The 12,695-nt window shown below is 74.0% G+C and carries 12 protein-coding genes; 8 read left to right on the plus strand and 4 right to left on the minus strand.

The genetic code is table 11. From position 1 onward, the window contains the following. The first annotated feature begins 168 nt into the window (after positions 1-168). The 6 genes from AC07AL_RS15450 (at position 169) to AC07AL_RS15475 (ending at position 7,436) form a co-directional block, all read left to right on the plus strand. Positions 169-822, plus strand: coding sequence for a DedA family protein (locus AC07AL_RS15450; RefSeq protein ID WP_350878332.1), 654 nt, complete (start codon positions 169-171; stop codon positions 820-822). A 209-nt stretch (positions 823-1,031) separates the two neighbouring features. Further along, positions 1,032-2,807, plus strand: coding sequence for a threonine/serine exporter family protein (locus AC07AL_RS15455; protein WP_363582400.1), 1,776 nt, complete (start codon positions 1,032-1,034; stop codon positions 2,805-2,807). Positions 2,808-2,885: 78 nt separating this feature from the next. Further along, the gene (locus tag AC07AL_RS15460) at positions 2,886-3,968 is read left to right on the plus strand and encodes a hypothetical protein (RefSeq protein WP_400842981.1); all 1,083 of its coding nucleotides are present in this window, start codon (positions 2,886-2,888) and stop codon (positions 3,966-3,968) included. Positions 3,969-4,206: 238 nt separating this feature from the next. Then, positions 4,207-5,478, plus strand: a complete 1,272-nt coding sequence (locus AC07AL_RS15465) for a C40 family peptidase (protein WP_478317638.1) — start codon at positions 4,207-4,209, stop codon at positions 5,476-5,478. Between the two features lie 115 nt (positions 5,479-5,593). After that, on the plus strand, positions 5,594-6,115 hold the full coding sequence (locus tag AC07AL_RS15470) for a GNAT family N-acetyltransferase (RefSeq protein WP_400809928.1): 522 nt from the start codon (positions 5,594-5,596) through the stop codon (positions 6,113-6,115). 40 nt (positions 6,116-6,155) lie between these two features. Further along, the gene (locus AC07AL_RS15475; protein ID WP_363631787.1) at positions 6,156-7,436 is read left to right on the plus strand and encodes a GNAT family N-acetyltransferase; all 1,281 of its coding nucleotides are present in this window, start codon (positions 6,156-6,158) and stop codon (positions 7,434-7,436) included. Between the two features lie 75 nt (positions 7,437-7,511). Here the strand turns inward: AC07AL_RS15475 and AC07AL_RS15480 are convergent, their stop codons facing one another. Further along, positions 7,512-8,288, minus strand: coding sequence for a TetR/AcrR family transcriptional regulator (locus tag AC07AL_RS15480; protein ID WP_363582390.1), 777 nt, complete (start codon positions 8,286-8,288; stop codon positions 7,512-7,514). 194 nt (positions 8,289-8,482) lie between these two features. Here AC07AL_RS15480 and AC07AL_RS15485 point away from each other — a divergent pair, with 194 nt between their 5' ends. Beyond that, a complete protein-coding gene (locus AC07AL_RS15485) occupies positions 8,483-9,055 on the plus strand; it encodes an N-acetyltransferase family protein (protein WP_478317639.1) in 573 nt (190 codons plus the stop codon). Here AC07AL_RS15485 and AC07AL_RS15490 read toward each other — a convergent pair. After that, entirely contained in the window at positions 9,040-9,519 is a 480-nt protein-coding gene (locus AC07AL_RS15490; protein WP_478317640.1) for a macro domain-containing protein, read from the minus strand. The two genes, AC07AL_RS15485 and AC07AL_RS15490, sit on opposite strands and share 16 nt — an antisense overlap. 10 nt (positions 9,520-9,529) lie before the next feature. Then, positions 9,530-10,810 (minus strand): MFS transporter, encoded by a 1,281-nt coding sequence (locus AC07AL_RS15495; RefSeq protein WP_478317641.1) that lies wholly within the window; start codon positions 10,808-10,810, stop codon positions 9,530-9,532. A 112-nt stretch (positions 10,811-10,922) separates the two neighbouring features. Between AC07AL_RS15495 and AC07AL_RS15500 the strand changes: the two genes are divergently transcribed. Next, a complete protein-coding gene (locus AC07AL_RS15500; protein ID WP_478317642.1) occupies positions 10,923-11,885 on the plus strand; it encodes a LysR family transcriptional regulator in 963 nt (320 codons plus the stop codon). A 141-nt stretch (positions 11,886-12,026) separates the two neighbouring features. On the opposite strand, the gene AC07AL_RS15505 is transcribed toward AC07AL_RS15500, so the two are convergent. Next, entirely contained in the window at positions 12,027-12,635 is a 609-nt protein-coding gene (locus tag AC07AL_RS15505) for a YceI family protein (RefSeq protein WP_363582380.1), read from the minus strand. Between the last annotated feature and the right edge of the window lie 60 nt (positions 12,636-12,695).

Below are 12,695 nucleotides of genomic sequence, written 5' to 3' on the forward strand. Positions count from 1 at the left end.
CTGTCCTGCCTGTGTTTTCCTCTCGCTCTCCCTCGGCCGGCCCAGCGCACGGGGGGGGGGGGGGCCCCCCCCCCCCCCCCGGACCGGGAACCATCCCGGGATCTGTCGAGTCTTGGTAAATGCTTTACCATTTCATTGCCAAGACTCGACCCCCAGGAGTGTCCGCCCGTGACCAGCCTCGCCCTCGGCCCGTCCTGGCTCGATCCGACCAACCTGATCTCCGCCTTCGGTCTGATCGGCATCCTGGCCATCGTCTTCGCCGAGTCCGGCCTGCTGATCGGCTTCTTCCTGCCGGGGGACTCGCTGCTGTTCACCACCGGCCTGCTGGTGGCCGGCGGCACCTACCTGCACCAGCCGCTCTGGCTGGTCTGCGCGCTGATCGTGGCCGCCGCGGTGGCGGGGGACCAGGTCGGCTACCTGTTCGGCCGCAAGGTCGGGCCGAGCCTGTTCCGCCGCGCCGACTCCCGGCTCTTCAAGCAGGAGAACGTGGAGAAGGCCGCCGCCTTCTTCGACCGGCACGGTCCCAAGGCGATCGTGCTGGCCCGCTTCGTGCCGATCGTGCGCACCTTCACCCCGATCGTCGCCGGGGTGAGCAGGATGAACTACCGCACCTTCGTGGTCTTCAACCTCGTCGGCGGCGTGCTGTGGGGCGCCGGTGTCACCGTGCTCGGCTACTTCCTGGGCCAGATCCCGTTCGTCCGGGAGAACATCGAGGCGATCCTGGTCGGCATCGTGCTGGTCTCGGTGGTCCCGGTGGCGGTCGAACTGCTGCGGGCCCGCCGTTCCGGCGCGGCGTCCGCCGACCGCCACCGCGCCGGGTAGGCGTCCGCGGCCCCCGCCGGGGTACGCCACGTACATGTGCGTCCGGCAGTTCGATCAGGCAAGGTGTAACCCGAGATCGAACGGTGGCCGACGGCCACCAGGGGCGGCAAGGAGCGGAAGTGCCTAAGCGGGGCCGACCGGGCGCAGGCAAGCGGGCGAGGGGAGGCCGGGCGGTCCGTCAGACCCGGCGGACGCCGCCGGTACGGCCGGTGAACCCCGCCGAGGCGCCGCCCACCGAGGGCCTGCTGGGCCATCCGGCCCCGACCGTCGAGCCCGCCACCGTCGTCCCCTTCGTCCCGCCGATCACGGAGACCAGGGGCCTGCTGTCCCCGGAGCCGGAGCCGGAGCCGGCCCCCGAGTCCGGGGCGCCCGCCGGGTCCGGGCCGCACCCCGCGCTCGGGCCGCACCCCGTGCCCGGGCAGGCGCCCGGCCCGGAGGACGCGCGCCCGGCCCGCCGCCGATCGGTCGCCGAGGACACCCTCACCCCCGAGGAGTGGCGGGCCGCCGGCTACACCCCGCCGATGGGCATCCCGGTCCCGGAGCTGACCGCCGGTGCCCCCGGCGAGGCGCCCTGGCCGGACCGGATGCGCACCCTGCTGCGCATGCCGATGTCCGAGCGCCCCGCCTTCGAACGGACCGCCCGCGAGCTGCACCCCTCCGCGGGTGCGACCCGCAACGTCCCCCGCATCCTCGACCTGACGCTGCGCATCGGCGAGCTGCTGCTCGCCAGCGGCGAGGCCGCCGAGGACGTCGAGGCGGCGATGCTCGGCATCGCGCACGCCTACCGGCTGGACCGCTGCGAGCCGCAGGTGACCTTCACCCTGATCGGCATCTCGCACCAGCCCTCGCTGGTCGAGCCGCCGATCACCGCCGACCGGGTGGTGCGCCGCCGCACCTCCGACTACACCCGGCTGAACGCGGTCTACGAGCTGGTCGCGGACATCACCGCGGAGAAGGTCACGGTCAACGACGCCTACCGCCGGCTCGCCCTGATCCGCCGCAACCGGCACCCGTACCCGGGCTGGATGCTCGCGCTGACCACGGGTCTGCTGGCCGGCGCGGCCACCTTCCTGGTCGGCGGGCGGATCGACGACAAGGCCTGGCTGGTGTTCGCCAGCGCCTTCGTCGCGGCCGTCCTCGGCGACCGGCTGGCCTCCACGCTGGCCCGGCGCCGGCTGCCGGAGTTCTACCAGTTCGTGGCAGCCGCGATGCCGGCCGCCGCCTCCGGGATCATCCTGTCCTTCAACGACTGGGGCCTGCGCGGCTCGGTGGTGATCACCGGTGGCCTGTTCGCGCTGCTGCCCGGCCGGGCGCTGGTCGCCGCCGTCCAGGACGGCCTGACCGGCTTCTACATCACCGCCGCGGCCCGCCTGCTGGAGGTGATCTACCTGGTCGCGGGCATCGTGATCGGCGTGATGCTGATCCTCTACCTGGGGGTCGGCTTCGAGGCGAAGCTGCGGCCGGACGAGAGCCTGGCGGGCGTCACCTACCCGCCGGTCCAGATGATCGCCGCGATGCTGCTGACCCTGGCCTTCGCCACGCTGCTGCAGACCGACCGCCGCTCGCTCGCGCTGGTCACCCTGAACAGCGGCATCGGCTGGGCCAGCTACGGCGTGCTGGCGTACAACGCGGGCATCTCCCCGATCGTGGCGACGGGGGTGGCGGCCGGCCTGGTCGGCCTGTTCGGCCAGCTGATGGCGCGCTACCGCAACGGCTCCGCGCTGCCGTACGTGACCGCCGCGATCGGCCCGCTGATGCCCGGTTCGGCGCTCTACCTGGGGATGCTGTCCTTCGCCCAGGGCCACGCCAGCGCGGGCCTGGTGTCCGTCTCCCGGGCGGCGGCGATCGCGATGGCGCTGGCGATCGGGGTGAACCTCGGCGGTGAGATCGCCCGGATGTTCATGAAGCTGCCGGTCGGCGGCGAGCGCCCGTCGCTGTACCCGGTCGTGCCGCGCCGGGCGGCCAAACGCACTCGCGGGTTCTGACCGCGCGTTGGACCGGTGTTGGGCTCCGGGCCATGTCACGGCAGGCCGCACGCAGGACCAGGAACGAAGGTAAGACGCATGACCACACTGCTGGACGGCTACCGCGAGCACATCGTCGCCGCGCACAAACAGCCGTTGTTCCTGCTGCTGGTCGGCTTCATCACCTCCTTCGTGTGCATCCGGTTCAGCGTCCGGATGATCCGCGCCGAGGTGCGGTGGTGGTTCGGCAACGTCACCCCCGGCGGCCTGCACATCCATCACATGGTGTTCGGCCTGGGATTCCTGCTGGTCGGCGGCGTCGGGGTGTTCGCCACGTACGGCGGGCACCCGTGGATCGACTGGTTCGGGCTGGTCTTCGGCATCGGCTGCGGTCTGGTGCTGGACGAGTTCGCGCTGATCCTGCACCTGGACGACGTGTACTGGAGCGAGCAGGGCCGCAAGTCGGTGGACGCGGTGATCTTCGGGATCCTGTTCACCGCCCTCCTGCTGGTCGGGTACGTGCCGCTCGGCGTGGTGCCCAGCCAGGAGACCAGGTGGGGCCTGATCACGGTGATCTCGGTGAACGCCCTGGCCTCGGTGATCACCCTGATCAAGGGCAAGATGTGGACCGGCCTGCTCGGCATCATGGTCCCCGGCCTGTCCTGGATCGGGGCGATCCGGCTGGCCCGCCCGAGCAGCCCGTGGGCCCGCTGGCGGTATGCCACGCGCCCGCGCCGCCGGGCGCGTGCGCTCCGGCGCGAGCGCCTGCTGCACCGGCGTGCGGACCGGGCCCGTACCTGGCTTTTCGACCTGATCGCCGGCGCTCCCGACAAGGTGCCCGCGAACCACCCCGCCGCCCACCGGGTGGCCGAGCGGATGTCCGCCCGGGCCACCGCCCACCTCGACGCGCACGCCGCCCGGGCGCTGGCCCGGCGTCAGGCGCGGCTGGCGGACCGCCGCTCGGCGGCCGCCGCCGGGGCCGGGGCGGCGAACTCCCCGGCGGCGGGTGGGCCGTACGGCGGGGGCGGCCCCGGCGCGGGCCCGTCCCTCGGGGCGCAGCAGCGCCGTCGTGCGATCCGGGCGGGGCGCAATCGGACGTACGCGGTTCGTCCGACCGGGGTGGAGCACCGGTCCGGGCGACACCCCCACCTGCGGCCGCACACCCGCCGGATCCACCGGTAGTTCGCATACCCTGTGCGCCCGGCTGAAGGTGACTTGTGGTCAGATCATCTGATGGTCACCCGCCCGGCGGAGTGCGTCCGAGGTGTGAAAAGCGCCGGAGTTGAGAACATGATCGGCGAGTGACCGTTCTGTCATGTGATGGGATGATTCGTCGGACCTGCTCCGCCCGGCCGCCCCGCCCGAGCGCCGCGGACCGTCCGCCGCCGTCCCCTCCGGACCCGTGAGAAGGGGATGTCTCGTGGCGCGCAGGCTCCTGCCGACCCTCCTGTTGTCCCTCACCGCCCTGCTCGGGCTGCTCCCCGCAGCCCAGGCCGCCCCGGCGGACCCCGAACCGGCCGCCGGCCCCGCCCGGACGGAGGACCCGTACCCGACCACCGGGGAGATCGACCGGGCCCGCGCCGAGGCCGACCGCACCGCCGCCTCCGTCACCGCCATCGAAGCCGGCCTCGCCGCCGCCCGGACCGAACTCGACCAGGCCGGCCGCAGCGCCGAACAGGCCGTCGAGGCCTACAACGGCGCCCAGCTCGCCCTCGTCCGGGCCCGCGCCGACGAGACCGCTGCCGCCCGGAGCGCCACCGCCGCCGAGGCCGACCGCACCGCGGCCGCCGAGGACGCCGCCCAGCTCGCCGCCGAAACGTACCGCCAGGGCGCGGGCGCCGCACTCTCCGCCCTCAACGCCCTGCTCGGCGCCCACGGCCCGCGCGAAGCCGGCGACCGCGCCGCCGTGATCGGCGTCGCCAGCGAGCGCACCCGGCAGATCCTCGACGCCGCCACCTCCACCGCCGCCGCCGCGACCCGAGCCTCCGCCGCCGCCCGCGCCGCCACCGAGAACGCCGAGAAGGCCGCCGCCGAGGTCGGCGCCGCCAGGGCCAGGGCCGAGGCCCGGCTCGCGGCCCAGCAGGAGGCGGTCACCGCCGCCGACCGCCGCCGCGAACAACTGCTCACCGACCTGGCCGCCGCCCGGCACACCACCGTCGACCTGGAGCGCCGGCGCAGCGAGGCCCTGGAGGCGATCGCCGCCCGCGAGGCCGAGGCCGCCGCCCGCGCCGCCGCCGAGAAGGCCGCCGCCGAAGCGGCCGCCGCGGCCGAGGCCGCCGCCAAGGCCACCCCGGCCGCACCTCCCGCCGCCGGCGGCGCGTGGTCCGCCGAGGGCGCCGCCGCCGCCATCGCCTTCGCCCGCTCCAAGATCGGCCTGCCCTACATCTGGGGCGGCGAGGGCCCGGCCGGCTACGACTGCTCCGGGCTCACCATGATGGCCTGGCGCGAGGGCGGCAAACAGCTCAACCACTTCGCCGCCGACCAGTACGCCCAGAGCACCCCGGTCAGCTACCGCCAGCTGCGCCCCGGCGACCTCGTGTTCTGGACGGACACCGGCCGCGCCGTCGACATCCACCACGTCGGCCTCTACATCGGCGACGACCAGATGATCGAGGCCCCCCGCGTCGGCAGGCCGGTCAAACAGGCCAGCCTCTGGATCATGGGCACCCCCGACTTCTACGCCCGCCCGTAGCGCCCGGCCCGCTTCCGCGCCCGCCCGCAGGGCCCGATGTGCGCGTCCGGCTCGCGTCGGGGCTGTCGGCGGCGGGCGCTAGCGTGGCCGCGTCGATCACTCGGGAGGAGACGCGATGAGGCTGCGGGACGTCGAGGCGGGGGACGTCGGGGCGTACGTCCGGATGCGGTGCGACGCGGTGATGATGGCCCAGCTGGGCGGGCCGCTGCCGGAGGAGCGGGTGCGGGAGCGGCTGCGCAAGGACGTCGTGGAGGTCGCCGAGGACCGTTCGTGGATCAAGGTGATCGTCCCGGACGGCGCCGGGCCGGAGGTGGTGGCCGGCTCCGTCACGCTCTGGTCGCACGAGGAGGACGGCGCCGCCGTGGCCGAGATCGGCTGGATGGTGCTGCCCGAGTTCCAGGGGCGCGGCCTCGCCAAGGCGGCCGTCCGGGAACTGCTGGACGCGGCCGCCCGGGACGGCCGGTGGGGCCCGGTGCACGCCTTCCCGGCGACGGCCAACGGCCCGTCCAACGGGATCTGCCGGGCGCTCGGCTTCCGGCTGCTCGGCGAGCTGGACGTCGACTTCGCCGACCGAGTCCTGCACTGCAACCACTGGGTGGTGGTGCCGGGGGAGCACCACGCATCGGGCACGGAATAAATGGGATGCCGCCCGAAAGCGGCGCCCGTACGGTGGCCCGATGGGCAACACAACCGATGACGGGGCCGTCGACATCGTGAACGGCCTCCAGATCCGCGCGATCGCCGAGAGCGAGGTGGCCGCGTGGGACCGGGCGCTCGCTCTGGGCTTCCTGCGTTCGCACGCGGAGAGCACGGCCGACTTCCGCCGCCTGCAGTGGGAGCCGGGCCGGATGCTGGCCGGCTTCGACGGCGACCGCTGCATCGCCACCTTCCGCAGCTTCGACGTCGAGCTGACCGTCCCGGGCGGGGCCACCGTCCGGGCCGACGCCGTCACCGCCGTGACGGTCAGCACCACCCACCGCCGCCGCGGCCTGCTCGGCACGTTGATGCGCCGCGACCTCGCGGCCGCCGCCGAGCGGGGTTCGGCGGTCGCCATCCTGATCGCCGCCGAGTACAACATCTACGGCCGCTACGGCTTCGGCCCGGCCACCCGCGGCCACGGCTGGAACATCGACCTGCACCGCACCCGCGGTCTGCGCGACGGCCTGCCCACCGTGCCCGGCGGGCGGATCGACTTCGTGACCATGGCGCAGGCCCGCGAGCTGGGCCCCGACCTGCACGAGCGCTGGCGGCGCACCCAGCCGGGCGCGATCGCCCGCGACGAGCTGTGGTGGAAGCGGAACACCGGCGAACTCAAGGTGCCGGGGAACGAGTTCAAGGAGCCGTTCGCGGCCGTCCACCGGGACGCCGACGGTACGGTCACCGGCCTGGTGGCCTACCGGGTCGACGACACCTGGGACGGCAGCTACCCGAACTGCACCCTGACCGTGGCCGACTTCCTCGCCCTCGACCGGGCGACCGCCGCCGAACTGTGGCGCTTCGTCCTCTCCGTCGACTGGGTGCACAAGGTCGTCGCGGAGAACATCGGCCCGGACGACCCGCTGCCGCTGCTGCTCCAGGACCCGCGCGCCGCCACCCCGTACGTGGACAACGCCGACTTCACCTGGCTGCGGGTGCTGGACGTGGCGGCCGCGTTCGACGCCCGGACGTACGGCGCGCCCGGCCGGGTGGTTCTGGAGGTCGAGGACCGGCTCGGCTACGCCTCCGGCCGCTGGGCGATCGAGGTCGCCGCGGACGGCACCGGCCGCTGCACCCGGACCACGGACGACGCCGACCTCGCCCTGGACGCCTCCGAGCTGGCGTCGCTCTACCTGGGCGGCGAGACGGCGCCCCGGCTGCTCGCGGCCGGCCTGCTCACCGAACTGCGCCCCGGCGCGGCGGCCGCCGCCGACCTGCTGCTGCGCACGCCGCTGCAGCCCTGGAACCCGGACGGCTTCTGAGTGACCGCCACGCCGAGGGCCGGATCGCACCGCTGCGGTCCGGCCCTCGACGCGTCCGAGCTGCCCTCGGGCGGGTTACTTGACGGCGGTTTTCCCGATGGTGGGCAGGATGAAGTCCTGAATGAGGCCCTTGGCATCGCGGACGATCGGGCGGAACACCCGATAACGCGAGAGGTTGATCACCCGGGCCGCCATGGGAGTGGACCGGCGGACGAATTCCCGCGTCCGCTCGGTGTCCTCGGTCCGGTCGAAGACCCAGTAGAGCACCACGACCATCAGGTGCAGCCAGAGCACGTCGGGCAGCAGCTCGCCCAGCTCGGCGTCCAGCTTGGGGGCCAGCTCCGATCCCTGCAACACGTCGCGGAACAGTTCCACGGCGGTCGCTCGCGCCGGGTGGGACTCGTTGGAGAACGGGCTCAGCGAGCTGGTGGGGTCGGCGGCCGTGCGGAAGAACTGCGCGGCGAACTCATGGTACGGCGCGGCCGTGTCGAGCCAGGAGGTCAGCGCGATTTCCAGGCGCTCGGCAAAGTTCCGCGTATGGGCCATGCGGTTCCTGGCATCCGCCGCATGGTCGTACGTCATTCGGTCATAGAACCCTTGAATCAGGAATTCCTTCGCCGAGAAATAGTAGTAAGCATTGCCGACCGAGACGCCCGCCTCGGTGGCGATCGCGCGCATGGTGGTCTTCTCGTAGCCGCGCTCCTGGAAGAGCCGCATCGCGGTCTCCAGGATCAGTGCCCGGGTCTGCTCGCTCTTGTCGGTCTTCGGCTGCGCCCGGCCGCCGGGCATGGGCCCGCTGTCGGCCGCACCGCTCGTGCCGTCCGTTCGGTTCGTCGCTGCCAGGTCGTCCACGGGCACGAGCCTAACCGGAGACGAAGCTCCGACCCGTGTCGGTGGACGCGGCACCGGGCGTCCCCTCCGTGCTCGGTGCCACATCCACCACCCCCGCCATTTCGAACGCGTTCAAAATGATGTGAGCACTGTAGAGGTTTCGCTTGAACATGTTCAACTCCAATCTGTGGGAGGCTCGTCACATGATCAGTCCCGTGCAGACCACCATCCGGCGCGGCGGAGCGCAGGACGCCGCGGCCGTCGCCGACCTGCACGCCCACAGCTGGAGCACCGCCTACCGCGGGATCGTCCCCGCGGACGTACTCGGCGACGGGCTGCCCGTCCAGCGGCGCGAGCTGTGGGAGCTGCGGCTGACCGTCGACTACGGCGATCCGGCCGCTGAGCCCGAACTGCTGATCGCCGAACAGGCCGGGGAGGCGGTCGGGTTCATCTACCTCGTCCCGCAGCCGGACGGCCGGGTACTGGTCGACAACCTGCACGTCCGTCCCGGGCGGACCGGCGGCGGCGTCGGCCGCGCGCTGTTCGCCGCGGCCCGCGCCCACGTCGCCGAACGGCACCCCGGGGCCGGGCTGTACCTGGAGGTGCTGCGCGACAACGTCCGCGCGATCGCCTTCTACGAGCGCGAGGGCGGCGTGCGGACGCGGGTGCAGGAGGGTGTGTTCCCGGGCGGGTACGTGCTGCCCGAGTGCGTGTACAGCTGGTCCGCCGAGAGCCTCGCGGCGCAGGCGATGTCAGCGCAGGCGGCGCCGGCTCAGCCGACGTCGTAGACCGTCACCGGCACCCCTCGCTCCACCAGCCGCGCGGACACCAGCGGTTCGACCCGCTCCCAGCGCCCGCCGGCCAGCCCGCAGCCGATCCGCGGCATGTGGACGGAGGCGCCGAGTTCCCGCGCGTGGTCGCCCAGCGCGGCCAGCGCGGTGTCGATCGCCTCGTACCGGACCGGCACCCCGGTGGAGCGCCCCGTCCGGATGCCGCGCTGGCCGACCAGGTTGGCCACCCAGACGTACGGCTCGACCCGCACCAGTTGCAGGGCGCCGAGCCCGAAGTCGTTCCCCGCCCGCTCCCGGTGCCAGCGCCGGAACGCGGCCTCGGGCTCGGGCCAGCGTCCGGACAGCGCGAGCACGAAGCCCTTGCCCCAGCCGCCGAGGTCGTTGCAGACGTGCGCGATCACCTTCACGCCCTTGCCTTGCGGCGCGGTGGCATTGCCCCGGACATAGGTGATTTCCGCCATGCCTCGAACGCTAGACCGAGGCTCTGACAGTCCGCTCGGCATTTTCCGCAGGGGCCCCGGCGGCGGGTGCCGCCCCGACCCCGCCGGCGCGCAGGTGCCGCCGCCCGGCCAGGGCGATCAGCAGGGCGAGCGCGGCGGCGCAGGCCGGCAGCGCGTAGCCGGTGCCGGGGGCGGCGTGCTCGGCGACCGCGCCGGCGAGCGCCGCGCCGCCCGAGATGCCGACCACGATGCCGGACACCGCGACCGCCATCCCCTCGTTGAACTGCCGCCCCGGCAGCAGCTCCTGGACCAGCGTCATGCCGGTCACCATGGTCGGCGCGGTGGCCGTGCCGGCCGCGAACAGCGCGACCCCGAGCAGGCCGGGCCCGGACCCGCCCAGCCCGGCGGCGAGCGGCAGCAGCAGCACCCCGGCCATCGCCGCGGCCCCGGACAGGAAGCGCACCCCGGTCGCCCGACGCGGCGTCAGCAGTCCGAACAGCAGCCCGGCCAGGCAGGATCCGCCCGCGACCAGGGCCAGCAGCGCGCCCGCCGCCGCCTTGTGCCCGAGCGCGTCGGCGTACGCGACGGTGGTGATCTCGGTCGAGCCGAAGACGACGCCGGTGGCGAGGAAGGCGAGCAGCAGCACCCGCAGCCCGGGCACCCGCAGCGGCGAGCCGTGGCGGTCGCCCTCCGAGCGGGCGGGCAACGGTGGTTCGGTGCGCCGCTGGGCCGCGAACAGGAGGGCGCCGGTGGTGCCGAGCGCCCCGGCGGCGAGCAGTCCGGCCTCCGGGGCGACCGCCGTGCAGAGCGTCATGGCGAGGACGGGCCCGGCCGTGAAGCAGAGTTCGTCCAGGGCCTGTTCGAGGGAGTTGGCCAGGTGCCGGGCGGCCGGGTCGGCCCGGTACAGGTGTGCCCAGCGGGCCCGGGCCATGCCGCCGAGGTTGGGCGCGGCCGCGCCGGCCGCCCAGCAGGCGTAGAGCGTCCAGTCGGGTGCGCCGAGCCGGAGGCAGAGCAACAGGGCGGCGAGCGGGGCGGCGTTGTAGAGCGCGGCCGGTACGGTCACCCGCGCCTGCCCGTACCGGTCCACCAGCCGACCGAGCAGCGGCATCCCGATCGCGCCGGTGATCAGCCCGGCCGCCGAGACGGTGCCGGCCAGCGCGTAGGAGCCGCGCCGTTCGGCGAGCAGCACGACCAGCGAGACGCCGTTCATCGACAACGCGAGCCGACCGAGCAGTCCGGCGAGGGTGAAGGCGGCCGCGCCGGGGGCCGCGAACAGCCGCCGGTAGGAGGTGAGGAGGGCGCGCGAGGGCATCGGGCTCCTGGGGAGGGTGAGGGGGGCGCCCATCAGCCTCCCGCCGGTGCCCGGCGGCGGTCCAACACCTGTTCCGTCGCATTCACAGCAGGTTGTTGTTAATCTGCCGCCCATGCCCCGTGACCTGCACCCCCGACTGCTCCGCGGCTTCGTCGCGACCGCCGAGAGCCTGCACTTCGGCCGGGCCGCCGGGCGGCTGCACGTCGCCCAGCAGGCGCTCAGCCGGGACGTCCGGACCTTGGAAGGGCTGCTCGGCGACGCGCTGTTCACCCGTACCACCCGCAGCGTCGAACTCACCCCGGCCGGGCAGCGGTTGCTGCCCCGGGCGCGCCGGCTCCTCGCCCTGCACGACGAGATCCTGGCGGGCGCCGCGGCCCGGCCGCTGCTGCTGGACCTCAACAGCGACGTCACCGGCCCGGACCTCACCGCCGACCGGGTGCTCGAACGCGCCCGCGCCGCCTGGCCGGAGGGCGAACTGCTGGCCCGCTTCCACGGCGGCCTCGCCGCGGCCGCCGCCGAACTGCTGGCCCACCGGCTGGACGTGTCCTTCGGCCGGTTCGCCGGACTGCCCGCCCCGCTGCGCGACCAACTCGCCCAGCGGCCGGTCCGGTTGGAGCGGATCTCGGTGATGATGGCGGACACCCACCCGCTGGCCGGCCGTCCGGTGCTGCGGGTCGCCGAGCTGACCGGGCATCCCGTCGACGTCTGCGCCGGCAACCCGGCCACCACCGAGTGGGCCGATCTCGGCGTCCGCCTGCTGCGCGAGCACGGCCTGACGCCGGCCGCGCCGTACGTGCCGCCGGTGGGCGTGGATGAGACGGCCCGCTACCTGGCCCGGCACGGCGATCCGATGCTGACCACCGTCGGCGGGCCGAGGATTCCGGGGGTGGTGAACGTGCCGCTGGTGGAGCCGGTGCCGCTGAGCCTGGTCAGCCTGGTGCACCGGCCCGGCGAGCGCCACCCGGGGCTGGCCGCACTGGGCGCCGCAGCTGCCGGGCTCGGTGCGGCCGAGGGCTGGCTGCGGCGGCCGGCGGGAAGCTGGCTGCCGGCGGCGGACGCGGCGCTGCTCGGGTGAGACCGGGCCGTCGGGACGGGCCGCCGGAAACCCTGGGACGCGACACCGCCCCTGCCGTCGGGGGTCGGCAGGGGCGGCGGGTGGGCGGACCGGGCCGCGCGGCGGGTCCGGTGGCCCGGGTGGCGGTCGTGGACGGCCGGGTCAGGCCGCCTTGACGGCGGAGATGTCGAAGCTGAGCTTGACCTTCTCGCTGATCAGCACGCCGCCGGTCTCCAGGGCCGCGTTGTAGGTCAGGCCGAACTCGGTGCGGTCGAGGACGGCGCTGCCCTCGAAGCCGACCCGCTCGGCGCCGTAGGCGTCGGTGGCGCTGCCGGTGTACTCCAGGTCCAGGACCACCGGACGGGTGGTGTCCTTGATGGTCAGCTCGCCGCTCATCCGGTACGTGTCGCCGCGCAGCCGCTCGGCCGAGGTGCTGCGGAAGCGGATCTCCGGGTAGGTGTCGGCGGCGAAGAAGTCGCCGGTGCGCAGGTGCTCGTCGCGCTGGGCCTGGTTGGTGTCGATGCTGGCGACCTTGATCACCAGGTCGGCGGAGGAGTTGCCCGGGGTGCTGCCGTCCAGGTGCAGCTTGCCGTCGTACTCGGTGAAGCGGCCCTTGACGTTCGTCACCATGGCGTGGCGCACCGAGAAGGCGACCTCGCTGTGCGTGGTGTCGATGGTCCAGTCGCCGGTCAGGTGGGCGAGGTCCGGGCCGGTCGGGGTCTCGGCGACGGCGGTGGGGGTGGCGGTCTTGGTGCGGTTGAACAGGCCCATGGCTCCTCCTCGGGTCCGAAGCCATTTGTTTAGGCTTCAACTTGTTGGGTTCAGCGTAGG

It is taken from the genome of Kitasatospora sp. NPDC043949, assembly GCF_056435365.1.